Origin of the sequence: Methylocaldum sp., from assembly GCF_035627495.1 — a bacterium.
Classification (GTDB): Bacteria; Pseudomonadota; Gammaproteobacteria; order Methylococcales; family Methylococcaceae; genus Methylocaldum.
Genome location: NZ_DASPLO010000126.1, coordinates 13,973 through 36,909 on the forward strand (window position 1 = coordinate 13,973; position 22,937 = coordinate 36,909).

The 22,937-nt window shown below is 55.5% G+C and carries 16 protein-coding genes and 3 tRNA genes; 6 read left to right on the top strand and 13 right to left on the bottom strand.

What is annotated here, in order from left to right; all coding sequences use genetic code 11:
* Positions 1–8: 8 nt before the first annotated feature.
* The gene (locus VEB01_RS09925) at positions 9–1,127 is read right to left on the bottom strand and encodes a glycosyltransferase family 4 protein (protein ID WP_324875020.1); all 1,119 of its coding nucleotides are present in this window, start codon (positions 1,125–1,127) and stop codon (positions 9–11) included.
* Between the two features lie 74 nt (positions 1,128–1,201).
* Here VEB01_RS09925 and VEB01_RS09930 point away from each other — a divergent pair, with 74 nt between their 5' ends.
* Positions 1,202–2,455 carry a TraB/GumN family protein gene (locus VEB01_RS09930; protein WP_324875022.1) on the top strand — a complete coding sequence of 418 codons (1,254 nt, stop codon included), beginning with the start codon at positions 1,202–1,204 and terminating at the stop codon, positions 2,453–2,455.
* A 16-nt stretch (positions 2,456–2,471) separates the two neighbouring features.
* On the opposite strand, the gene VEB01_RS09935 is transcribed toward VEB01_RS09930, so the two are convergent.
* From VEB01_RS09935 to VEB01_RS09975, 9 genes are all read right to left on the bottom strand, one after another.
* Positions 2,472–4,352, bottom strand: coding sequence for a SurA N-terminal domain-containing protein (locus VEB01_RS09935; protein ID WP_324875024.1), 1,881 nt, complete (start codon positions 4,350–4,352; stop codon positions 2,472–2,474).
* Between the two features lie 108 nt (positions 4,353–4,460).
* Positions 4,461–4,537: transfer RNA gene (locus tag VEB01_RS09940), tRNA-Asp, on the bottom strand.
* A gap of 4 nt (positions 4,538–4,541) precedes the next feature.
* A tRNA-Val gene (locus VEB01_RS09945) sits at positions 4,542–4,617 on the bottom strand.
* An 11-nt stretch (positions 4,618–4,628) separates the two neighbouring features.
* On the bottom strand, positions 4,629–4,901 hold the full coding sequence (locus VEB01_RS09950) for an HU family DNA-binding protein (protein ID WP_324875026.1): 273 nt from the start codon (positions 4,899–4,901) through the stop codon (positions 4,629–4,631).
* Between the two features lie 219 nt (positions 4,902–5,120).
* Positions 5,121–7,547 carry an endopeptidase La gene (gene lon, locus VEB01_RS09955; protein ID WP_475441699.1) on the bottom strand — a complete coding sequence of 809 codons (2,427 nt, stop codon included), beginning with the start codon at positions 7,545–7,547 and terminating at the stop codon, positions 5,121–5,123.
* Between the two features lie 627 nt (positions 7,548–8,174).
* Positions 8,175–9,455: an ATP-dependent Clp protease ATP-binding subunit ClpX gene (gene clpX / locus VEB01_RS09960; RefSeq protein WP_324875028.1), complete on the bottom strand. Its 1,281-nt coding sequence runs from the start codon at positions 9,453–9,455 to the stop codon at positions 8,175–8,177.
* A 101-nt stretch (positions 9,456–9,556) separates the two neighbouring features.
* Positions 9,557–10,198: an ATP-dependent Clp endopeptidase proteolytic subunit ClpP gene (gene clpP, locus VEB01_RS09965; RefSeq protein ID WP_324875029.1), complete on the bottom strand. Its 642-nt coding sequence runs from the start codon at positions 10,196–10,198 to the stop codon at positions 9,557–9,559.
* A 21-nt stretch (positions 10,199–10,219) separates the two neighbouring features.
* On the bottom strand, positions 10,220–11,542 hold the full coding sequence (gene tig, locus VEB01_RS09970; protein ID WP_324875030.1) for a trigger factor: 1,323 nt from the start codon (positions 11,540–11,542) through the stop codon (positions 10,220–10,222).
* Positions 11,543–11,691: 149 nt separating this feature from the next.
* Positions 11,692–11,776: transfer RNA gene (locus VEB01_RS09975), tRNA-Leu, on the bottom strand.
* A 245-nt stretch (positions 11,777–12,021) separates the two neighbouring features.
* On the opposite strand from VEB01_RS09975, the gene VEB01_RS09980 reads away from it, so the two are divergent.
* Positions 12,022–12,651, top strand: a complete 630-nt coding sequence (locus VEB01_RS09980) for a class II aldolase/adducin family protein (protein WP_324875032.1) — start codon at positions 12,022–12,024, stop codon at positions 12,649–12,651.
* On the opposite strand, the gene VEB01_RS09985 is transcribed toward VEB01_RS09980, so the two are convergent.
* Both VEB01_RS09985 and VEB01_RS09990 read right to left on the bottom strand, forming a co-directional pair.
* Positions 12,643–16,494: a GH36-type glycosyl hydrolase domain-containing protein gene (locus VEB01_RS09985; RefSeq protein WP_324875034.1), complete on the bottom strand. Its 3,852-nt coding sequence runs from the start codon at positions 16,492–16,494 to the stop codon at positions 12,643–12,645. The two genes, VEB01_RS09980 and VEB01_RS09985, sit on opposite strands and share 9 nt — an antisense overlap.
* Before the next feature lie 26 nt (positions 16,495–16,520).
* On the bottom strand, positions 16,521–19,733 hold the full coding sequence (locus VEB01_RS09990) for a discoidin domain-containing protein (RefSeq protein ID WP_324875036.1): 3,213 nt from the start codon (positions 19,731–19,733) through the stop codon (positions 16,521–16,523).
* 206 nt (positions 19,734–19,939) lie between these two features.
* Between VEB01_RS09990 and VEB01_RS09995 the strand changes: the two genes are divergently transcribed.
* The 4 genes from VEB01_RS09995 (at position 19,940) to VEB01_RS10010 (ending at position 22,448) form a co-directional block, all read left to right on the top strand.
* Positions 19,940–20,731, top strand: coding sequence for a polysaccharide deacetylase family protein (locus tag VEB01_RS09995; RefSeq protein ID WP_324875038.1), 792 nt, complete (start codon positions 19,940–19,942; stop codon positions 20,729–20,731).
* Between the two features lie 213 nt (positions 20,732–20,944).
* Positions 20,945–21,340 (top strand): hypothetical protein, encoded by a 396-nt coding sequence (locus VEB01_RS10000; protein WP_324875040.1) that lies wholly within the window; start codon positions 20,945–20,947, stop codon positions 21,338–21,340.
* Between the two features lie 66 nt (positions 21,341–21,406).
* Positions 21,407–22,099 carry a methyltransferase domain-containing protein gene (locus tag VEB01_RS10005; protein ID WP_324875046.1) on the top strand — a complete coding sequence of 231 codons (693 nt, stop codon included), beginning with the start codon at positions 21,407–21,409 and terminating at the stop codon, positions 22,097–22,099.
* 46 nt (positions 22,100–22,145) lie between these two features.
* Positions 22,146–22,448, top strand: coding sequence for a phage late control D family protein (locus tag VEB01_RS10010; protein WP_324875041.1), 303 nt, complete (start codon positions 22,146–22,148; stop codon positions 22,446–22,448).
* Here the strand turns inward: VEB01_RS10010 and VEB01_RS10015 are convergent.
* Complete coding sequence (locus tag VEB01_RS10015; RefSeq protein ID WP_324875042.1) at positions 22,445–22,699, bottom strand: M48 family metalloprotease; 255 nt, start codon at positions 22,697–22,699, stop codon at positions 22,445–22,447. The two genes, VEB01_RS10010 and VEB01_RS10015, sit on opposite strands and share 4 nt — an antisense overlap.
* Positions 22,700–22,937: the final 238 nt, after the last annotated feature.

The following is a 22,937-nucleotide window of genomic DNA, read 5'->3' on the forward strand; positions in this document are numbered from 1 at the left end:
GTCAAAAACTAGATCGTTTGCTTGCCTAGCATCGGAAGACGCTTGATTTCCTTTTCCATTACTTCCGCACCGAAGACCTTCAGAGCCGACGAAGCTTTCTGCTTACGTTTTTGACTGAGTTGCCGATAGATCTGGAGGTAGCCATTGGCCATTCGGCCGGCGGAAAAGCGATTCTCGAACTCCCGGCGACAGGTTGTCCGGCTTATCTCGCCCACCCGTTCAACCGCCGATACGGCCTGGCGGATATCTTCGACAATGAAACCCGTCTTTGCATCCCGCATGACTTCCGGTACTGAACCGTTCCTAAAGGCGATCACGGGCGTGCCGCAAGCCATAGCCTCAATCATCACGAGCCCGAACGGCTCCGGCCAATCAATGGGAAAAAGCAAGGCGTAGGCATTGCCGAGCAACTCGTTCTTCTCGCGTTCGTTTACTTCACCTACGTATTCCACGAGAGGATGATCGAAAAGGACCTTGATCTGCTCGAAGTATTCGCGGTCGGCCTTATCGACTTTGGCCGCGATCTTAAGCGGCATGCCGGCACGGATTGCAATTTCGATGGCCCGATCAACCCGCTTTTCCGGCGAGATACGGCCCAAAAACGCCAGATATGTGCCTGGCTCGGCACGAAACGTGTAGAGGTCCTCCGGCAACCCGTGGTAGACCGTAGCCGTCCAATTTCCCCAGCCGATCGGCGTGCGTTGGTAATCAGAAATGGAGACGAGCGGAGTATCCCGGAAGGCTTCAAGGAGACGCCCTAATTCCTTTATGTCCAACCGTCCGTGCAAGGTGGTGACATGCGGAGTCGAACATTCGCGGAATACCGGAAAATGAAGACAGCCGGTATGAAAGTGGATTACGTCGAATTCATTGGCCACTCTGCACACTTGATCCAGCATCAACAGGTGGGGCAGCAACGGGTCTAGTACATCTTCATCGAGACGCAGTGCCTTGGAAACAATCGGTTCGAGCGTGGCGCTTGTCTCCGAATCACCACTGGCGAAGAGCGTAACATCATGTCCGGCGCGCACTAATTCTTCGGTGAGGTAATGTACGATACGCTCGGTGCCCCCATATAGTTTGGGCGGCACGCTTTCGTACAAAGGCGCTACCTGTGCGATTCTCATACTCCTCCTTAAGCGCTGTTTGACTTCAGGCTGGCAGCAACGCCGCTAATACCCGCCTTTCACGCTATTCACTTTTGATCGGAACGCGGACTCAAGAGTTCATCTTAGGTGCTCGTCATCGAGACCTGACGCGTCCGATGCCCCCGTTCGGACCAAAACGAGCCAAGGCAGCGGCGCACTCAGATCGATCTTTTTCCGTGACGATATTCTTCCCTGGTCTTGATCCCGGCACGGCGATCGAATTGTTATTGCGGTCACTTGGGCTACATTTGAGATGTCATCAAATCGCTTCGTCGGCTTTTTTGTCCAGATTAGGAAGAACGACATCCATGTTCCAGTTCGTACGTTTCGCTTGCCTATTCCTTTCCGCACTCGCAATGCTGCCGACCACGGCATTCGCCGACGTTTATAAGTGCTTGGATCAGCAAAACAAAGTCTTTTACCAAGACAGACCCTGCCAGGAATTGACTTCGGCTCAACTGCCGCCTGCTTTGTCTCAATTGGCACCCGGCGATAACAAGCCGCATTTTCTTTGGAAGGCGACATCTGCGAAAGGGACGGTATATCTCATGGGCGCTCTCCCTTACGGCGCAACCGAAATGTATCCCCTCCCCGAGGCAATAACGGATGCGCTCTCAGGGGCTGATGTGCTGATTATCGGGGCCGATATACGAACCTTGCCTCAGGCAGAGTTGCTTCCCATTCTGGCAAACCGGAGCGTCTATTCCGACAACTCCACTCTAAGAGATCACGTCAAAGCGGCAACCTGGGAAAAAGTACTTGGCGCCGCCAAGACTTCGGGCATTGCGGAGGAGACGATCACGGCCCAGAAACCATGGATGGCGTCACTGACCTTAATGGGCGCGGCCGGCAAACAGGCCGGTTATACGCAGGAGCTCAGCATAGATAAAGCCTTTGTCAAAGATACGCAGACGCGAAAGCCCGTCCTCCAATTGGACTCGGTCGATGAACAAGCAAAGCTATTGGATGGTTTATCCGAGATCGAACAAGAGCAAATCCTGCTACAGTCGCTCAATGAGATTGAGCAAGGGAACGATTATTTCAAATCGATGGCCGAAGCCTGGACAAATGGAGATTCCTCGACCGTTGAGCTAATCGTGCGCCGCAGCTTCGATACCCTTCCGTCGGCAGACAAGCTGTTCAAGCTCTTATTCACCGATCGAAGCGCAGCGATAGCCAACAAAATCGAAGAGTTAACAGCCGACGGAAGGACTTATTTCATTGTCTTGGAAGCCGGTCACCTGGTGGGTGAACACGGCCTCCTTAACCTGTTGCAGTCGAAAGGGTTCAAGGCCTCGCAACTGTGACCCAGGCGGATCCGAATCAGTTCTCGACCTCGGGCTTGACGTAAACATCGGCGAGTTGGCGCAACTGCGCTACAAAGGACGAAAATTCGCGCTGCGCGGCGTTCTTGACGAGGAACTGGCGAGCCGCCTCCGCTTCTTTGGAATCTCCTTGCGAAGCGCTATCCTTGACGGAGATAAGATTGAAGACGGCTTGATCGCCGTTCTCAAGCTCCACGGTTGCAGCAACCGGCTGCTGGGCTGCGGGGCGAGCGGCTTTGAACACCGCATTCGTTAGAGCCGGAGACAAGCTTTTTGCGTCGCGACGCAAAGCGGGTTCTTTGGAGACGGATACACCGTATTCTTTGGCCAAAACCGTTAGCGGGACGCCCTGCTGCACTTGACGCAAAAGATCTTCCGCCTGCTTACGAGTTTCCTGCAGGGCATCATCCGCGCGTAACTTGCCTATAATATCTTCCTTCACCTCTGCGAGGGGTTTGTCGGAAGCCGGTTGATGTTCTTTTACCCGCAAAACGATCGCTTTCTCGTTCCCCAATTCAACCGGATCGCTGTTTCGGCCGTTTAACACGTCCTCACTGAAAGCGGCCTCTCTTACGGCGGATTCGGAGGCAATACCATCTCCCGCTTCGCGCGTAAAGTATTCGGTGCTCTCAATTTTTAGGTTGAGCGCTTTTGCTGCCGGCTCGAGGCTGTCGGGATGTTCATAGCTGAGTTCCGTGAGGGTTTGACCCTGCTCGTAAAACTTGTTCTCTGCCGCATTCCGCTGAAAAGTATTCAGAAGCTCGTCTTTGACCTCTTCAAACGGCTTGATCTTGGCCGGCGACAGTTCAGTAACTTTGATCAAGTGATAGCCAAAAGACGTTTTAACGGGCTTGGATAATTCGCCCTGCTTCAAAGCAAACGCCGCATCGGCGAAATTTTGCTCCATGGCTCCTTTGGTGATGACCCCCAAGTCGCCGCCGTTCTGCGCGGATACCGGGTCATCCGAAGTTTCCTTTGCAACCTTCGCAAAGTCTTCGCCCTTAGCCAAGCGATCTTGAATCTGATTTATCTTGGTCAAGGCAGATTTCTCAGCGACTTCACCACCTTCCGAATCGACCGCGACGAGGATATGGCTGATCTTTCGCCGCTCGTCGGAGGTAAAGTTTGCCTTCTGCTCTTCATATAGATTGTGCAGATCATCCTCGGTTACTTGAGTCTGCTTCGCGATATCATCAAGACGGACCGCAATATACTCGATCGAAACGCGTTCGGGGTTTTGATAAGCCGGAAGATTTTTCCGATAGTAATCCTCGATCTCCGCATCGGAGATCGCGCGATTCGATTTCTTTAACGGGATCTTGAGGTATTCGATCTCGCGCTCTTGGTTTCTGAGTCGAAAGAGCGCAGCGACTTGGTTGGGAGTCACAAACGCGCTATCAAGCAATCCGCGCTGGTAATGCTCCATCAACAAAGCTCTTCTAACCTGAGCAACGAACTGGGCAGGACTTAAGCCCTGGGATGACAGCATGATCTTGTATTTTTCCTTGTCGAACTTGCCGTCAGTTTGAAAGTAGGGGAGCGTCTGGATGAATTCGCGAACCGCGCTGTCGCCGATAGCCAGGTTTTTAGCCTCTGCACTTTGCGCAATGGTTTCTTCCCGAATCAGTCTTTCCAATGCTTCATGCTTAAGCTGCCTCTCATCGAATTCAGCCAAGCCAACTAGGTTCGCAAGACTTTGCTGATAAGCCTGATTCACTTCACGCTCAAAAATGTCCCGGTCACCGACGACGGCCAGTGGTTGCTCTTTTCCGGAATCCAGATAATTCTGAATTCCCCACAGAGCGAACGGCACACCGACAAGAATCAACATCACCCAGGCGAAAATACCTTGGGCACGATCACGAATCGCTTGAAGCATATGCAGGACCTGATACCGGTTTAAGAGCAATCATTACACTAATAAAGACGGGCAGCCCCCTGCCCAAAAAAAAACCCGCTGCCTAAGGGCGCGGGTTTTTTGAAAGATTGGCGGAGCGGACGGGGCTCGAACCCGCGACCCCCGGCGTGACAGGCCGGTATTCTAACCAACTGAACTACCGCTCCGTTATGGTGGGTGCTGTAGGGATCGAACCTACGACCCTCGCCTTGTAAGGGCGATGCTCTCCCAGCTGAGCTAAGCACCCGAAAGAGTCGACTAGCTTACAGCATCTTTAAGTGCTTTGCCAGCCTTAAATGAGGGAATTTTTGCAGCTTTGATGGTAATCGTGTTTCCCGTCTGAGGATTGCGGCCTTGGCGCTCGGCACGCTCCTTCACCCCAAAAGAACCGAAACCCACTAGGGAAACGGTTTCACCGTTTTTCAAAGCTACAGTAATAGCGTCAATCATACCGTCGAGTGCGCGTCCGGCATCGGCCTTAGTCAGTTCCGCCGACTTAGCGATCGCATCAATTAGTTCCGCTTTATTCATTCATTCCCCCTATGATCGATGATTGATAAATCTAAGTTCTTCACATTGCCGCACTACTTCGTCCAGCTTTATATGCTGTTGGCTACGCTTGAACTCCCCATCCCCAATGTAGCAGTTGATAAAAAGCACTGTCAAGCCGCGCAGCGCCTGGGGTTCAGCAGTTTTTGCGGTCCATCACAGTTCTTTGAACACGCACAAAGCCCTTTCCGAGAATATAGACTAATGGGCAACGATCATGCCCGCCGTACCCGTCGATTTAGTCACACCTTCCGATTCGGGCGTAGCAGACGGCTTTAAAGGCTCCGGCATATGCTTTAGTGCGGTTTCCAGGACTTGATCGATCCAGCGAACCGGAACGATCTTGAGGTCCTGCTTGATGTTTTTTGGAATCTCAGCCAAATCCTTCTCGTTTTCCAGCGGAATCAAAACTGTTGAAATACCGCCTCGATGTGCGGCCAACAGCTTTTCCTTTAACCCTCCAATGGGCAATACCTCTCCACGAAGGGTTATCTCACCCGTCATTGCGACATCGGATCTCACCGGTATCTGAGTCAATGCGGAAACTAAAGCCGTGCACATACCGATACCGGCGCTGGGGCCATCCTTGGGTGTCGCCCCCTCCGGCACGTGAATATGCACATCGTGCTTCTGATAAAACGCTGGATCGATAGCGAGGGTTTCGGCCCGACTCCGGGCAACGGTGATAGCAGTTTGTATCGACTCCTGCATAACCTCGCCGAGTTTGCCGGTATAGGTTTGTTTGCCGGTTCCGGGCATGATGACGGATTCGATGGTTAGAAGCTCGCCCCCGACCTCGGTCCAAGCCAATCCGGTAACTTGTCCGATCTGATCCCTCTCTTCGGCACGTCCGTAGCGATAACGCTTGACTCCCAAGAAGTCATCCACGTTGCGATGGGTCACGTTTACTTTCTTGGTGCTCGGTTTAAGCGCCAAGCTCTTGACGACCTTGCGGCAAATCTTGGCGATTTCGCGCTCAAGGCTGCGAACACCGGCCTCTCGGGTATAAAAGCGGATGATGTCCCGAACGGCCGATTCGGTGATATGAATCTCGCTATCCTTAAGCCCGTTGTTCTTGACTTGCTTGGGAATTAGATAGCGCATGGCGATATTAATTTTCTCGTCTTCCGTGTAGCCCGCGATGCGAATGACTTCCATGCGATCCAGAAGCGGTGCCGGAATATTCAAGGTGTTCGCCGTTGCGATGAACATCACCTCGGATAAATCGAAATCGACCTCCAGGTAATGGTCGTTGAATGTATGATTCTGCTCCGGATCCAAGACCTCCAACAACGCGGCGGCGGGATCACCGCGGAAATCCATCGCCATCTTATCGATTTCGTCAAGCATGAACATCGGATTGCGAGTCTTCACCTTGGCGAGGTTCTGCAGGATTTTACCTGGCATCGAGCCAATGTAAGTCCTGCGGTGACCGCGAATTTCAGCCTCGTCACGAACTCCGCCCAAAGCCATGCGGACATACTTCCGGTTGGTGGCTCGAGCGATCGATTGACCGAGCGAGGTTTTGCCTACACCGGGCGGTCCGACCAAGCACAATATCGGGCCTTTCAGTTTCTTAACGCGTTGCTGAACGGCCAGATACTCGAGGATACGCTCTTTGACTTTCTCCAAACCGTAGTGATCGGTCTCCAGGAACTCTTCAGCTCGCCGCAGGTCGTGGCTGATCTTCGTACGCTTCTTCCATGGCATGTTGACCATCCAGTCGACGTAATTCCTGACCACCGTGGCTTCGGCGGACATTGGCGACATCAATTTGAGCTTATTCAACTCCGTTTCGGCCCTGGTACGGGCAGACTCGGGCATACCGGCTTTTTCGATCTTGCGTAATAGTTCCTCAAACTCGTTCGGAACATCATCCATTTCTCCCAATTCCTTTTGGATGGCCTTCATCTGCTCGTTTAAATAATACTCGCGCTGGTTCTTCTCCATTTGCTGCTTGACCCGCCCGCGGATACGCTTTTCCATCTCCAGCATATCCACTTCGCCTTCCATCAGCGTCATCAACCGCTCCAACCTCGCCGTTACGTCGCTTGTCTCCAAAACCGACTGCTTATCTTCGATTTTGATGGTCATATGTGCGGCGATGGTATCCGCCAACCGGCTCGGCTCGTCAATCCCGGCGAGCGAGTTCAATACTTCGGGCGGTATCCGCTTATTTAGCTTGACATAATGATCGAAGGTGTTGATGGCGGTGCGCATCAGCACATCGACCTCTTGATCGGTAATGCTGATTTCGTCTAGCAATGGCGAAACAACCGCCACGTAGTGCTTGTCAGCGACGCGAAATTTTTCGACGCTGCTGCGCTCGCTGCCTTCGACAAGCACTTTCACGGTACCGTCGGGGAGCTTCAGCAACTGCAAAATATTCGATAAAGTGCCAATCTGATATAGATCATCAAAGCTAGGATCGTCTAGCTCGGCCTCTTTCTGCGCCACTAACAAGATCTGTTTGTTGTCCCGCATGGCGCTGTCCAGCGCCAATATTGACTTCTCCCGGCCGACGAAAAGCGGTATGACCATATGGGGATAAACTACGACATCCCGCAAGGGAAGCACCGGCACCATTTTTTCCGGTTTTGCACGATTTTCAAGCGAGGTATTTTCCATTAGCCACCCATGGACTTTAAGTTGAGTACGCGTTGTTACTGAGTATATAGGTAAGCTTCGGGCAAAAAACAAGATCAGGCCCGATAAAACCTAGAACTATTTGGTTGGACGAAAGACTTTAGACGAGCAGATCGCCAAGAATTCTATAATCCTGTTTCGGTCAATACGAAAGACCACTTAGATACGAATGCGCCATCGAGGTTCACTTGTCTGAGTTGTTTTTAAGATGGGCGCGTGGACAAACACTCGTCCTAATGCGTGAATCAAGACAAGTAAATACCAGTGCCGTTAGGGTCGGTTGAATGCAAACCGGTATTGCACGGAAAGACAAGAAAGCTGAAAGAAGGTAGGTTGAGGCGCCAGCGTTCCGACAACCGCAGCAGGAACATTCTTCCTGAAACTCCAGAGGAGTTTAAAGACTGTCGGCCGTCGGCATATGTTCCACTCCAAGACCAAACTGAGTGGAGTCGGATTTAAAGACTCGCTCAACGAGGTTTGAGGCCACGGTTCCTTAAACCGTTACTCAGCCGCCGATTAAGAGCGGAAAATTAGCCGCTCATTAGAGCCCTAAATTTGCTATCGACGCCTGCTTGCTGCAAGGCATCGATAGCGTTCGAAGAGGATATTTCACTCCACCGAAGCACACTGCTTTTCTTCGGTTTGATAAATTAGATAAGGATCCGATTCGCCACGAATGACTTTTTCGTCGATGACGACCTTGGAAACATGTTCCGCGGAGGGTAGCTCATACATGGTATCCAGCAGCACATGCTCCAGGATTGTCCGCAGACCTCGCGCGCCGGTTTTCCGCTCCATCGCCCTCCGCGAAATTACACGCAGTGCATCCTCACGGATTTCCAGATCGCAACCTTCCATGTCAAACAATTTCTTATATTGTTTGACTAGCGCATTTTTCGGCTCGGTCAGAATTTGGACCAGCGCTTGCTCATCCAATTCCTCCAGAGTCGCGACCACCGGCAAGCGACCGACAAATTCCGGAATTAGACCGTATTTGATAAGGTCTTCCGCCTCCACGTCGGCCAATACTTCGCCGACATTGCGACGTTCGTCTTTGGTTTTGACTTCCGCGGAAAAACCGATGCCGCCTTTTTCAGAACGAGAGCGAATGATTTTCTCCAGCCCGGCGAACGCTCCGCCGCAAATGAAAAGAATGTTCGCGGTATTGACCTGCAAGAACTCTTGCTGAGGGTGTTTACGCCCCCCTTGAGGAGGCACCGAGGCTACGGTGCCTTCGATCAGCTTCAAGAGTGCTTGCTGTACACCCTCACCGGATACATCGCGAGTAATGGACGGGTTGTCCGATTTGCGGGAAATCTTATCGATCTCGTCGATGTAAACGATGCCGGATTCCGCCTTCTCCACGTCGTAATCGCATTTCTGCAAAATCTTCTGGATGATGTTTTCAACATCTTCGCCGACGTAGCCAGCCTCGGTCAGCGTAGTCGCGTCGGCTATCGTGAACGGCACGTCCAATAGCCGGGCGAGAGTCTCGGCGAGCAAGGTCTTGCCGGACCCCGTCGGTCCGATCAAGAGAATATTGCTCTTGGCCAGTTCGACATCGTTTTTCTTTGAATGGGTATGCACCCGGAGCCGCTTGTAATGGTTGTAAACCGCGACCGACAAGATCCTTTTGGCTTTCTCTTGGCCAATGACGTACTCGTCGAGTACGTTCTTGATCTCCTTCGGCTTGGGTAACTTATCTACGCTAGCGGCAACATTCTCCTGAAGCTCCTCGCGAATAATATCGTTGCACAACTCGACACATTCGTCGCAGACGAACACAGCCGGACCGGCAATGAGCTTTCTGACCTCATGCTGACTTTTCCCGCAAAACGAGCAGTAAAGAAGTTTCCCGCCCCCGTCTTTGCCGTGCTTATCGTCACTCATCGCAAACCTCTTATTCGTCAGATGACTGTTGTAGCAACCTATGCAAACCAGCCGCTACTGGCACACTTCTGCCACTCCTTTAACCTCAGATTCCAATCCCTTTAACCGCTAGAGCCCGGTTCCCGGCTAGCGAGCACCTTGTCGATTAGACCATATTGCGCTGCGTCTTCTCCACTCATGAAGTTGTCACGGTCCGTATCGACCTGAATCTTTTCCAAAGGCTGACCGGTATGCCTTGCCAAAATCCGATTCAGCTTGTCGCGGGTCGAGAGAATTTCGCGAGCATGAATGTCGATGTCGCTGGCCTGCCCCTGGAAACCGCCCAAAGGCTGATGGATCATGACTCTCGAATGCGGCAGAGAATACCGTTTTCCAGGCGCGCCACCGGCCAGCAACAACGCTCCCATGCTGGCCGCCTGGCCAATGCACAAGGTGCTGACATCGGGCTTGATGAACTGCATGGTATCGTAAATCGCCAACCCCGAGGTAACCACGCCACCGGGAGAGTTGATATAAAGATGGATATCTTTGTCCGGATTTTCCGATTCTAAAAAGAGAAGCTGGGCGATGATGAGGTTGGCCATATAGTCTTCGACCTGCCCCACCAGGAAAATCACCCTCTCCTTGAGCAAACGGGAATAGATATCGAACGCCCGCTCGCCGCGCGCGGACTGTTCGATAACGACGGGCACCAACCCGGTCGCCTGAGTATTGACGGTTTTCGCAAAATCGCCGGTAAACATTATGGATCTCTCAGATTAAATTTACGCCGCTTGTGAGGAGCTACCGGTAGCCTGCTGCATCAGTTCTTGAAACGCGACTTTTTCCTCGGTCGCCTTTGCTTTCTCCAACACCAAATCTACCACTTGATCCTCCATCACCACGTTTTCCACTTCGCGAAGCCGCTCCCGTTCCGCATAGTACCAGCGCACCACTTCTTCCGTGTTCTCATAACTCATGGCCAGATCTTCGATGGTCGAACGCACCCGCTTTTGATCCGCCACGAGGTTATTAGTTTCAATAACCTTCCCGAGGATCAGCGCCAGAGCGACTCTTCTCCGAGCCAGAGGTTCAAGCTGCTCTTTCAATTTGGCTTGATCGAGATTTTGCCGCCTTTTTTGGGCCGCTTCCCGGTAAGGTGTCAGCAAATGCTCTAACTCATCTTGGATCAAGGCGTTAGGCAAAGCAATCGTATTCTTGGTAAACAGGGCATCCATCACCGAAGTTTTCGTTCTCGTCTGCAACGCCCGCTTCATCTCACGCTCCATGTTGGCGCGTATATCGTTGCGGAAGGCTTCCACGCCGCCGTCCTCGATGCCGTACGACTTCGCAAATTCCGCATCTACTTCGGGCAGCACGCCTTCCTCGACTTTCAGCATCTCTACGGCAAATTGCGCCGCGTTGCCGGCCAGCTTTTGGTTGGGGTAGTCAGCCGGAAACGACAATTCAAAATCGAGCGTCGATCCAGCCGTTGCGCCGGCCAACTTATCTTCGAATCCGGGAATCATCTGATTAGCGCCTAGAACGACGGCCAAATTTTCCACTTTTCCGTCGGTAAACGACTCTTCGCCAATCTTGCCTTCAAAGGAAATCGTGACACGATCGCCAACAGCCGCGGCGCGCCCGACCTCTTGCCAGGTTTTCCGCTGCTCCCTGAGGCGCTCGATCATCGCATCCAGGTCCTGCTCGTTCACTTCCGACACGAATCGCCTGACCTCCAATGTTTCCAACGGCATCAGTACGAACTCGGGCATTACTTCGAAGCTCGCTTCATATTCCAGCCCGTTACCCTCGTCGACTCGGCGAGCGGTAATCTGCGGCATTCCCGCAGGCTTGAGCTTCTCCTCCCGAACGGCCTCGTAGAAGCTCGATTGGATCAAATCCGAAAGCACCTCCTCCCGAACTTGCTGCCCGTAACGCTTTTTCACCAAACCTTGAGGCACTTTTCCGGGGCGAAAACCGTCGATCTTGACCTCGTTTGCCAAAGATCTCAGGCGCGAGGCTATTTTTTCCTGAATCTTTTCCTCCGGCACCTGCACGGTCATTTTTCGGCTCAATTCAGATGTCGTTTCGACAGAAACTTGCATGTCGCTGTTACCTCAAGAATGGAAAAAGTATCGGAGGGACTGGCTCGAAAAGCTCAATCGACTAAATTGCTGGCTGATGCGCCGAATTCCAATGTCCGTAATAGGACATTGACGCTAGGAAGCTTGGCTTTTTGATGCTTACTGAACATTGGTGCGAATGGAGAGACTCGAACTCTCAAGGGTTGCCCCACTGGAACCTAAATCCAGCGCGTCTACCAATTTCGCCACATTCGCACATAAAATCTGCTTGGATTATACTCCGTTTGCCTCGGATTTACCGGCTCAATCCGGCTTCCTTTCAAGATTCGATCCAAAAAACTCGCCCTGCGGATCGCGTATAATCTTTCTATTATAAAACGCGCGAATATTTTTTCATCTGTTCTCTGTGAATAGACTGGCTCTGGCAGCTCTCGCTTTCTTGATTGGTCCGTTGTTCTGCACTTCACGCTGATACGTACGCCAAAACTCTCAAATTAGAGATGCACGACTTAGACCGGGAGCAAGACAAGGAAGGGGTCGTCAAGTACCGCCTGAATTACGCTCCGGCTCCGCCGGTAGATCCCGAAGTCGTCACCGAGCTGAATGCTTGGCGAACCATTCTTTATCGCCTCGGACTCACCGGACTCGACCCTCAGCGGTATGGCGGCCTGGCCTACGGCAACGTCAGCATTCGTCACGGGGCTACGGTTTTCCTGATCAGCGGAACGCAAACCGGCGGCTGGGCGAAGCTTTCCAATGCGCATTACAGCCTGGTCACGGGTTTCGATTTGGAGCAAAACCTGATCATCGCCCAAGGTCCGATCCCGCCTTCTTCCGAAGCGTTAACTCACGCCGCGGTATACCAAACCGCGAGCGGGATCGGTTGCGTGCTACATGTCCACTCTCCGGAAATCTGGGAACAGGCCGAGTCCTTAGCCATTCCCTTTACCGACAGGCAGGTCGGCTACGGCACGCCGGAGATGGCCCGAGAGGTCGGGCATCTGGTTCGAACGTCGAACAGCTCGGTCATCGCCATGGGCGGCCACGAAGATGGCATCATCGCCTTCGGCGACACTATCGAGGAAGCCGCCGCAGGGTTGATCCGCAGCCTGGCGCGGGCATTAGGCTAGCGTCACCACAACGTCATGATGTTGCCCGTCTGACAACAACGGAATTCGCGCCGCCCCCTGCTCGACCGGCACCGTCCCTCCATCCAGATTCGCGCTGACAACATTCCCGGCTGTTTTATTCGGATTCCGGACCTTGATGGTATAGCGCGTCGCGCTGCCCGGATGCCGATAGCGGATCGCAAACTCCGGCCATTCGGCCGGTATGCAGGGCTTGAGTTCGATGAAAGCGCCATCTCTAACCCGAAATCCCAGTACCGATTCCAATGCGACGCGGTACATCCACCCCGCGGACCCCGTGTACCACGTCCAACCGCCGCGTCCTACATGAGGGGGTTCGCCGTAAATGTCGGCGGCGACCACATAAGGCTCGACCTGGTAGATGTCCGTTTGTTCCGGTGTCCGCGCATGACTCACCGGGCTGAGCATTTCCAGCAGCCGCGCCGCTCGATCGTTCCGCCCGAGTTCCGCCATGGCGCGCACCACCCAGCACGCGGCATGGGTGTATTGTCCGCCGTTTTCGCGCACGCCGGCTACGTAGCCCTTGATATAACCCGGATCATGGGGCGTATTCACGAACGGCGGCGTCAAAAGACGGATCAAGCCATCGTTCTCGGAGATCAACTGCCCCTCGACGGCGTCCAAGGCGCGGCTCGCCCGCTCCGGGGGAGCGGCTCCCGAAATCACCGCCCACGCCTGCGCCAAAGCATCGATCCGGCACTCGTCGCCATCCTTGGTCCCCAAAGGCGTACCGTCGTCGTAATAGGCGCGCCGATACCAGTCGCCATCCCATCCGGCATCGTTGATCGCTTGATATAGATGCTCTCGATAAGACTGGTAAGCTTCGATGCGCGCCACGTCGCCGCGCTTCTCGCAGATCGGCAGGAATTCTTCGAGGACATGATAGAGAAAGAATCCCATCCAGACGCTCTCGCCGCGGCCTTCGCGGCCCACCCGGTTCATGCCGTCGTTCCAATCGCCCGTGCCCATCAAGGGCAAACCGTGAGCGCCTTGGGTCAACGAGCGGTCCAGTACCCGGCAGCAATGTTCGTAAACGTCCGCAGACCGCCTCGAGTCGTCGGGCTTCAGATAGGCCTCGTCCTCCCCCTCGTCTAGTAGGCATGCAGTCAGAAACGGCGCGGATTCGTCCAACACGCTCCAGTCGCCAGTGGACCGGATATAAAACGCCGTCACATAGGGTAGCCAGACCAGATCGTCGGAAAACCGGGTACGCAATCCCCGCTCCAGGGGGTCGGGATGCCACCAATGGAGCACATCCCCCTCGACGAACTGATGGGCGGCGTGGAGCAGAATCTGGGCGCGGGTGAGATCGGGGCGCAGATAAACTAGCGCCGAGGCGTCCTGAAGTTGATCGCGATAACCGAAAGCGCCTCCGGACTGATAAAACGCGGAACGCCCCCAAATCCGGCAGCTCAAGTTCTGATACGCCAGCCAGCCATTGAACATCAGATCGATGGCGGGAGACGGCGTTTCGATCTGGATTCCCGAGACGAAATCGCGCCAAAAGCCTTGAACTTCGGCTAGAGCGCTCTCGATGGCACCCGGTTGCCGGTATCGCTCGATGAGCGATCGGCATTCGCCTTCGGATAGGGCTTCGCCCAGCAGAAACGCACATTCGAACGTTTGGCCCGGCTCCAACTCAATCCCGACCTGAAATGCGGCACATGGGTCGAAATTCGCCCCAAACCGGCCATCGAGCGGTACTTGTCCGAGCAAAGCGGCGGGCGCTTCCGAACTGCCGTTCCGTCCGATAAAGCTCTCCCGATCCGCTGTGAAATACACAGCGCCCGATTGCTCTACCACCGCCGCGAAGGCCACCCCGTCGGAAAACTCTCCGGCCTGTCGATTTACCGCAAATAGCGCCGAAGTCTCCGGATCATACCGAGTAATCACGAAGCGGCTGCTGTCGGCCGGCGTTCCACCCAAGACCAAACGCTGGTACGAAAACAATGACAAGCGGCGGCGTCGAGTGCCGTCATTCGTCAAACGCCATCGAACAATCTTGACCGGATCGTGGCGGGGTACAAACAGGACGACATCCTGACTCAACCCGTCGTATGCACCGCTAAACCGGCTATATCCGAATCCGTGACGCGCCTCACAATCGGCGGGGGCCGGGCAAGGCCCCGGCACGGGCGACCAGAACGAACCGGTTTCCTCGTCGCGCAGATAGAGCGCTTCACCGCACGAATCGCTGACAGGATCGTTGAACCAGGGCGTCAACCGGTGCTCGCGGCTGTTCCGATGCCAGGTATAACCCGCCCCGCGCTCGCTGACCAGGAAGCCGAAGCTTTCGTTGGCGACCACATTGATCCACGGCAGAGGCGGACCCTGCAATCCAGCGTCGGTGCCGCCCAAACGAACGATGTACTCCGTTCCGTCCGCAGAAAAACCGCCATACCCGTTGAAAAACCGCAATTCCTCCGGTCGAGACTCGGCGTTCGGAGACTCCGGCTTCAAAATTTCGCGGCGCAATTTCGGCTCTGCGCTTGAATTCATAGTGCCCGATCGAAGCGAAGGCATTCGGTCGTCCACGACCAGACGCGCGGCGGCATACAGCAAGTTCAGATCGTCCGGCGGGATATCTTCTTCGGCGCGGACGAAGATGTTCTGCTCGAGGCCATCCAGTTCACCGAAACCGAGCCCCGCGTCCGGACTCAAAATCACCAGCGCAAAACGCAGCCCTTTCGCTACCCAATAGCGCTGCGCCTTGATGAACTCGGCTACCCGAGAATCCCGGCGACCATCACGGGCCCGTACGAGAACGATCGGCCGGTAGAACGGCAACCCGTAACGATCGAGCCGGGCAAGAGAGCCGGAAGCGCTCCACAGCGCCGAGTCCGGAGCGCGAAGCTTCGGATTGCCATACAGCACCGCGCCGGCAAGGGATTGAAAAAACTCCGCCTCCGCGTCGGTCACGGCAAGTCGTTGAAGGAGCTCCCGCTCGCATTCGGCGGCGCGGGTATAAAGGCTGTTTACGGCATTCCCTGCGGGATAACGCTCGATCAGATCCAGCGCCTGCATCCTATCTTCGGCCACGCCCAGCAGGAAAACCACCTCCACCTGCGCGCCCGGACCGAGTTCCAGACGGCGGCGCAACGCGAAGACGGGATCGAGAACGTTGCCGATGCCGCCGGAGAGCGCCCCTCTGTCACGAAGCGCTCGCGGCGCCGCCGGCGTCCGATTCCGCCCAAGAAAACGCATCCGGTCGGTCTCGTATTCCAGTTCTCCCGGTCCCAGCGCCGCACTGACCAACCACGGGTAAGCCTCGTGGGCACTGCGCGGTCTCCGCCGTGCCAGCAGCGCTTCTTGCGCCGGCACGAACTCGGTTTGCACGAACAACTTGGAGAAGGCCGGGTGCGACACATCGGCGGCCGGATGATTGAGGACTACTTCGAGATAGCTCGTGACTTCGATTCGGCGAGACCGATCCGAACGGTTTCTCAGCGTCACCCGGCGCACCTCCAGATCGTCGTCCCGGCTGACGCACACATCCAGCCCAACTTCGATGCCTTGGTGTTCGCACCGAAGCATGAATCGGCCGGGCTCGTACCGAGCGGCGCGCGAATCGACCGCCTTCCCCGTCGGCTGCAAACCCGGCGACCAATAATCGCCGCTGTCCAGATCCCGGAGGTAGATGAACCACCCCTCGCCGTCTTCGATACGGTCTCCGCTCCAGCGGGACAGTGCGCAGTCGTCGCGCATCGAGAACCCGGCGCCGGCAGACGTCAGCAATACCGTATAGCGTCCATTGGACAAGAGGCGCGACGACGGAACCGAATCGTTCGAGCGGTTGAGATGGGCCGGGGTAAGATCGAAGGTCATGCAGACTCCTTGGTCAGATATCGAAATCACTCGTTTTGTAGCGTAACTGCCGCCCCATATTTCACCGTCACTTCTGCCGGGAATTCGCCGATCACTGCTTGATCGGCGGTAAACGTATCGACCGGTTTTCCATTGACGGCAACCGACTGAATGGGCCGATCGGCGGGTGCCTTGAGAATGATCTTGCCGGGAGGCAGGGCGAGATCGCCGGAGAGCATGAGCCGCAATTTATCGGGTTCTTCTTGGCGCAGGTTGTAGTTCAGGGTTCCATACCACGTGGGCAAGCGTTTCACCCCCACATCGCCGCCCCCCTCCAGCCAAGCTTTCGGGATCCCCGCCGCCAGCACCAGCGCCTGATCGCTTTCACGCTCGTAGGCATAGAAAGCCCGCACCGCACGTACGAATTCCGCGCCGATCCAGGCATGGGGCATGTCGCCGATAAACTTGGGATGCGTGGGATCGTGCCAGATGACTTCCGCCCAATGGTTCCAACCGGTGGGACGCTGATCCTTGAGCAGGTAGTTCAAGAGCTCCAGCGCCTGCTCCCGGCGTCCCATCCGAACCAGAGCTTCGACGGTACGAACCTCGTAAGGCGTGTACGCGACCCACTCCATCTTATTGTCGCGCCGCTTCTTAAAATAATCGTAGAAATCGTCGAAGGTCTTGTTCAGCGCCTCTATCGGAAGATTGGGCAGCTCGCCACCGACGGCTATGGCCATGGCCGTGGCGGTGGCATCAAAATCGCCCAGCTCGGCGGAACCGGGCATGAAGGCGATCTTGTGCTTGGTCATCGCGCGCTTGATGGATTGATACAGATCGCTGCGAAAATCGTCCCGCAGAACGCTAAAATGCGCGGCTTTGCTTTCGTCCATGACCAACGCGGCCAAATCGGCCGCATCCTTAAGGCCTCGCAAGGTCCAAAAGCCGTCCCAGTAGGAGTGTACCGGATGGGCGCTGTACCCCTCGTGACTGATGGATTCCGGCATCATGCCGAAGAACATCAATTTGTCGGACGATTTGTAATCTTCGCTCTTGCGTTGATTGCGCAACTGCTCGATGTATTGCACCGTCTTTACGATCGTCGGCCACATTTCGTATACAAAGCCGATGTCCCGCGTGTAACGGTAGTATTCGGCGACAGCGTAAATGAACTCGCCGTGACTGTCGTTCTCCGGCACGCTGTCGGGTCCCCGATGGTCGACGCAACAGGGAACCTTGCCGTTGGGAAATTGGAAACCGGCGTACCACTCGATGAAATGCCGCACTTCTTCCGTATACCCCATGCCGAGCAAGGCGGCGGACATCAAAGCCGCGTCGCGGATCCAGGAGCGGGCGTAGGAACGCGAACCGGGGTAAAGCGCGGCGCCGTCCTGGTTGATAAAGATATAGGCCAGATTGCTCCTCACCGTATCGCGGAGCTTTTGCGCCTCGGGCGGGGCGATCAGATCGGCGCGGACGACCTTGGCTCCCCAGGAGGTGACGGCGTCCCGGAAACGCGCCCGGCCGAAAGCGCTACCGTTTCCTTCCGTAACGTCGGCGGCCTCCAGGATGGCTTCCGGGCTCTGATACGGAATCGCCAGATAAAATTCCCGCGAGGCGCCAGGAGGCAGGTCCAACCGGTATTCCAAGGCGCCGGACGCATAGCCGAAAGCATCATGGGCTTCGGTCTGCTGCGGCACTTTCCCTTCCATCAAAAAATCGGTAATGGAACCTTGGTCGAATGTCGCCGCACCGAAGTGATGAGGCGGCGTCAAGGGAATAATCGAGCGATTCTCGTCGATTCGGATGATGCGCCCGTCCTGCTTGATATCGTGGATTTGCGCCACGCCGCCCATCATATTCAAAGCCTGCCACGGCGGGTTGACTTGAAACGGGCGGATCGCGAGCAAGAGGTTCAACTGCTCACGTTCGCTGCCGTTGTTCTCTACCCGATAGCGCGCATAAAGCGCCTGCCCCGGCTTGCTGGCGGCGAAAGCCGTCGTTTTCAGCTCAATCGAGTCCGAACGCCAGGTCACCGAGGGCACCGGCAGATAGCCGCGCTCGAGTTCCTGTACCGGAGAAACATCATTCCAGGTGACCAGCTTGCCGCGAGCGTACAGGAAGGGCTCGATGGAAAACGCGCTTTTGTCCACCTCCAGGGCCCCCTCCTCGTTCAGCAAGCCTTCTTTGTCGCTGCCGTTGGCGCCGATAACCGTAAAGTAACTTTGTTCTCCATAAAAATATTTCGGATAGGTGCCGCGCGGCGCGTCACGGGCAATGGTTTCGAAAAACGCGTTCGGCGAGGCGGAAAAATCGAAAGGCTTTACGGTCAGGGTACTAATGCCGTACCCCTGACCGCGGCTGCTTTTCTGCAGCTCCAAGCGCAAATAGCGGGACTCGGCGTCGGGCATATAGATGTAATCGCGGCGTCCGTTGCCCAGGCTGACCGTATATACCGGCTGCCATTGCTTGCCGTCCTGAGAAATCTGAACCTGATAAGCCGTGGCGTAATCGTCGCGGTCCCATTCGATGACTAAGCCGCCGTACTCTCGACGCTTCAGAAAATCGACCTGTAGCCATTGGCTTTCGGCCAATGCTCCGCTTCTCCACGACGTTTCGGGCTTTGCATCCAGCACCGACTCCGGGGTGTGCTCTTTGGCGGCGGTCGAAGCCGTTACTTTAGGCGTGAGATCGTAAGCGGTAATCGGCTCGCGCTTTTCAAAGTGGAAATCGTCGAGCCAAATCGATCCCTTGCCGCCGGTTCCCGATGTGATGGAGAACTCGATGAATCCTACCTGCTTGAGCGGCGTGCTCGATGGCCCCCAGGCATAATCGAACATGCGCTTTTTCACGCGGTACTGTTGCCAATCTACGGGCAACTTGAAGTCAAAGCGGCGGCGCCACCAAACATTGTCCCCGGACGGGTCGATTATCTTGAACTCGACATTGTTCGTCGGCGCCTCCGCCCGAGTGTAAAACGTAAACGCGTAGTTTTCGGGCAGCGGGATGGAGAACTTCTTGCGCACGGTGACGAAACCCGTGCCGCCCCGGAAATCGAAGTCGAGCCTCATGCCCATGCCGGTTCGGCCGGTATCCTGGGCCAATTCCACATGAGTGCCTTCCGCAGCCACGGCGGTCCAGCCGCTCAGGGTTTCGAAATCGTCCAAAACCACCGCTGCGGGATTTGCCGCCCACGCCGGACCAAGCCCCGCCAGCCACGCCAAGCTCCACAAGAGCTTGATCAGTCTTTGTCTATTCATTTCTGTCAATCGGAAAAACGAGTCTTCTTTAGGTATAGACAAGCTTTGAGACCTTCTTGATGAGAGGGTAAGCCTGATACGCTCGGCTAGGCAAGCATGGAGGTCCCCAGGATATGGCCACTTAGAAGGGCGCGCATCTCCCCAGAGATTGAAAAATAGGGTTTAATCCGCAAGTTTTGCTCCACGACTCAATACACCCAAATCCGATGCGCCTCGTCCGCCACTGGCTGCCCTCGCCTTTTCTCCGCTACTCCGCCGTTTTTCAGGTAGTTGGGGGATCTGCCGCGCTTCTTGCACCCGAGGGATCGCCGCTGCTCATCGAGGCTCTCGCAGCGAATCACGCGATCGCGGTCGGCGCAAGCTTTTGTCCCACCAGCCCCTTGCTCGGTCCGAATCTCACCCGCCTTCCCGCCGAGCGGGCGGAACGGAACGAACTCGCGCTCACTTTCGATGACGGCCCCGATGCCGAAACCACGCCCAGAGTGCTCGATCTGCTGGATCGCTACCGAGTCAAAGCCAGCTTCTTCTGCATTGCGGCGCGAGCCGAAAGGCATCCGAAATTGGTCCGCGAAATCATCTTGCGAGGCCATCGCATCGAAAATCACACGTATCGCCATGCCCATACTTTCGCCTTGAGCAGCGTCGGCGGATTCAAGAAGGAAATCCGCCGGGCACAGCACGTGTTAACCGATCTTACGGGCACTCCCCCACGTTACTTCCGGGCTCCCGGCGGCATGCGCAACCCGTGGCTGCAACCCGTCCTGAACAGTCTGGACCTGACCCTGGTGTCTTGGACGCGCCGGGGCTACGACGCCGTGTTCGGCGATCCCCGAAAGATCGTGCGGCGTTTGGCAAAAAACCTCGGCGGCGGAGACATTCTGCTGCTGCACGACGGCTCGTCCGCCCATGACCACAACGGCCGACCGGCCATACTGGAAGCCTTGCCTAGACTGCTGGATGAGGCCGCCCGACTGAGGCTTAATCCCGTACCGCTATGACCGATCTGGCACGATGGAATCGGCTTTATTTATATATAGCACTCCGGATTGAGGCTAAATTAAAACTGCATGATTGTTGCTCTGAAAGCTGTTCCTTTGGACAATCAATTGCGCAAGAGGGGGTGGAAGAGGATCGTCGGGGTATCAGGACGATTCGTTCTTAGCGTCCTCTTAGGGGTTTTTCCGCCAACCAACAATAAGGAAAAAAAAACGATGAAATTCAAATTTATACTCGTCGCTCTATTCGCCACGGCCTTAGTCTTGCTGGCCGGTTGCCGAACCTCGCCGGTATACAACGTCTACGATGCCCCGGTCATGGTGACGGGCACCAAACCTTATACGGCCGAGGACGTGGAGAAGGCCATTGTCCGGGCCGGTGCCTCGCTGGGCTGGCAAGTCAGAAAAGTGAAGCCGGGACAGCTCATCGGGACGCTGTTCATCCGCTCCCATATGGCCGAGGTGGATATCACCTACAGCAAGGACAAATACAACATCCGCTACAAGAACAGCAACAATCTGAACTACGACGGCACCAAGATTCACAGCAATTACAACGGCTGGATTCAAAACTTCGATAACGCCATCAAGCGCGAGCTGTTGAGCGTATAAAAAGGTGCTGCAAGAGCGAGCCGCGTCCGGTTCGGGGCTCAATAATCGCGAGTTTCACGCTTGACCATGATTTATCGGATCGACCGGCTGATTGAAGATACCGCCCGCCGCTACCGTGCGGCGGGCCGCTTCACCGAGGGATTCGTGCGCGGCAAGCTGCGGCACGACCCTGTTTACGCCTATCTGCTTTCCAACCCGGCTTGGCTTCCCCGAACCGGACCGGTTCTCGATCTCGGCTGCGGGCGAGGCATCCTCATGAGCTTATTGTCGGAAGCTCGAAAGCTCGCCCTGACTCCCTTTGGCGATATGTGCCTTAAAGGCATCGAACTCCGTCCGAACGATGCCGCCGCGGCCCGCTTGGCCTTGGGGGATGACGCCGAAATCATGATCGCCGATGTCCGCACCGCCCCGCTGCCCGAATGCGGAACGGTTGTTCTGCTGGACCTTCTGTTTTATCTCGGCGGCGAAGATCAAGACAGGCTGCTCAAGCGGATAGCGGAGATCTTGCCCGGCGATGGCGTGCTCGTGATGCGCGAGCCGGATGCCGGTGCGGGTTTACGCTTTCAAGCCACCCGAGCGGCCGAGCGGCTGTGCGCCTTGGCGCGGGGGCATTTTCGGCAGCGCCATCATTACCGCAGCGAAACGGAATGGCGCGGTTTGCTCGAAGCTTTCGGATTTTCCGTAGAAACGGTTTCGATGAGCGAAGGCACGCCGTTCGCCAACGTGCTCTTCATCGCTCGTCTCAGGATCGCCTCATAACGTTAGAGTAGTGTGACGCAAAGCGCTTTAACTACGAATGTGCCGTGTGAACTGCTTCTTCAAACACCAGGAAGACAAACATACATTACTGCTCGCGGATTCCGCCACCGCCCACGAGACGACCGGCGGATACGAAGAAATTCCGTGCATTGATCCGGGCAATGCCGAACGACGCAAACGCAATCACATCTACGAGTGGCTATTCGCGCAGGGAGTGCAACCGGTGAACTACGTGCTCACGGATTATGACTTTGAAAAGCTAAGCGTTATTCTGGAAGCGAAAGCCGCCGTGGCTCGCCAGCACGCTCACGCCCAGTACGAGTGTTACAACTACCCCGGAAAATATTAGTTATTTCTAATCTTATCTCTAAGACGCCGAAATTCGTTCGAATCCTGGATTCCGGACCTGACGAAGCGAGAATCTCTCAACCTATTTTGGATGGCGAGCACTCGCCAGTTTTCCGGCTGCCCGAAATCGAAACTGGAATGGGCGGGCAGGCGTTTGGCGATTTCGAGCATGGCGCGCGGATCGAACCCGGCTTCCCACAGAATATCCAGGGCGTACTGATCGGCTTCCAGTTCTTTTCTAGGGTCGATCACCTGTATCAATGTCCCGACGCTGTCTCGGCGAATGACCGACGGATCATAGCGCCCGCCCCCTAGCGTCCTGCCCCATTAATACGTAGCATAAATCTTGCTTAATTTCTGGGTGTCTTTAGATTTGAGGAGATACCCAATGAAAAACGGCCGCCCGAAAGCCGAACTGGTCATCACACCCGCTGAACGCGAACAACTGGAGGCACTGGTGCGCTCGCGCAGTCTGCCTGCGGCGCTGGTC

What these genes read in the sequence shown, in the direction of transcription:
- VEB01_RS09925 (WP_324875020.1), bottom strand. Translation starts at nt 1,127, where the DNA reads ATGAGAATCGCACAGGTAGCGCCTTTGTACGAAAGCGTGCCGCCCAAA.
- VEB01_RS09935 (WP_324875024.1), bottom strand. Translation starts at nt 4,352, where the DNA reads ATGCTTCAAGCGATTCGTGATCGTGCCCAAGGTATTTTCGCCTGGGTG.
- VEB01_RS09950 (WP_324875026.1), bottom strand. Translation starts at nt 4,901, where the DNA reads ATGAATAAAGCGGAACTAATTGATGCGATCGCTAAGTCGGCGGAACTG.
- lon (WP_475441699.1), bottom strand. Translation starts at nt 7,547, where the DNA reads ATGGAAAATACCTCGCTTGAAAATCGTGCAAAACCGGAAAAAATGGTG.
- clpX (WP_324875028.1), bottom strand. Translation starts at nt 9,455, where the DNA reads ATGAGTGACGATAAGCACGGCAAAGACGGGGGCGGGAAACTTCTTTAC.
- clpP (WP_324875029.1), bottom strand. Translation starts at nt 10,198, where the DNA reads ATGTTTACCGGCGATTTTGCGAAAACCGTCAATACTCAGGCGACCGGG.
- tig (WP_324875030.1), bottom strand. Translation starts at nt 11,542, where the DNA reads ATGCAAGTTTCTGTCGAAACGACATCTGAATTGAGCCGAAAAATGACC.
- VEB01_RS09980 (WP_324875032.1), top strand. Translation starts at nt 12,022, where the DNA reads ATGCACGACTTAGACCGGGAGCAAGACAAGGAAGGGGTCGTCAAGTAC.
- VEB01_RS09985 (WP_324875034.1), bottom strand. Translation starts at nt 16,494, where the DNA reads ATGACCTTCGATCTTACCCCGGCCCATCTCAACCGCTCGAACGATTCG.
- VEB01_RS09990 (WP_324875036.1), bottom strand. Translation starts at nt 19,733, where the DNA reads ATGAATAGACAAAGACTGATCAAGCTCTTGTGGAGCTTGGCGTGGCTG.
- VEB01_RS09995 (WP_324875038.1), top strand. Translation starts at nt 19,940, where the DNA reads ATGCGCCTCGTCCGCCACTGGCTGCCCTCGCCTTTTCTCCGCTACTCC.
- VEB01_RS10000 (WP_324875040.1), top strand. Translation starts at nt 20,945, where the DNA reads ATGAAATTCAAATTTATACTCGTCGCTCTATTCGCCACGGCCTTAGTC.
- VEB01_RS10005 (WP_324875046.1), top strand. Translation starts at nt 21,407, where the DNA reads ATGATTTATCGGATCGACCGGCTGATTGAAGATACCGCCCGCCGCTAC.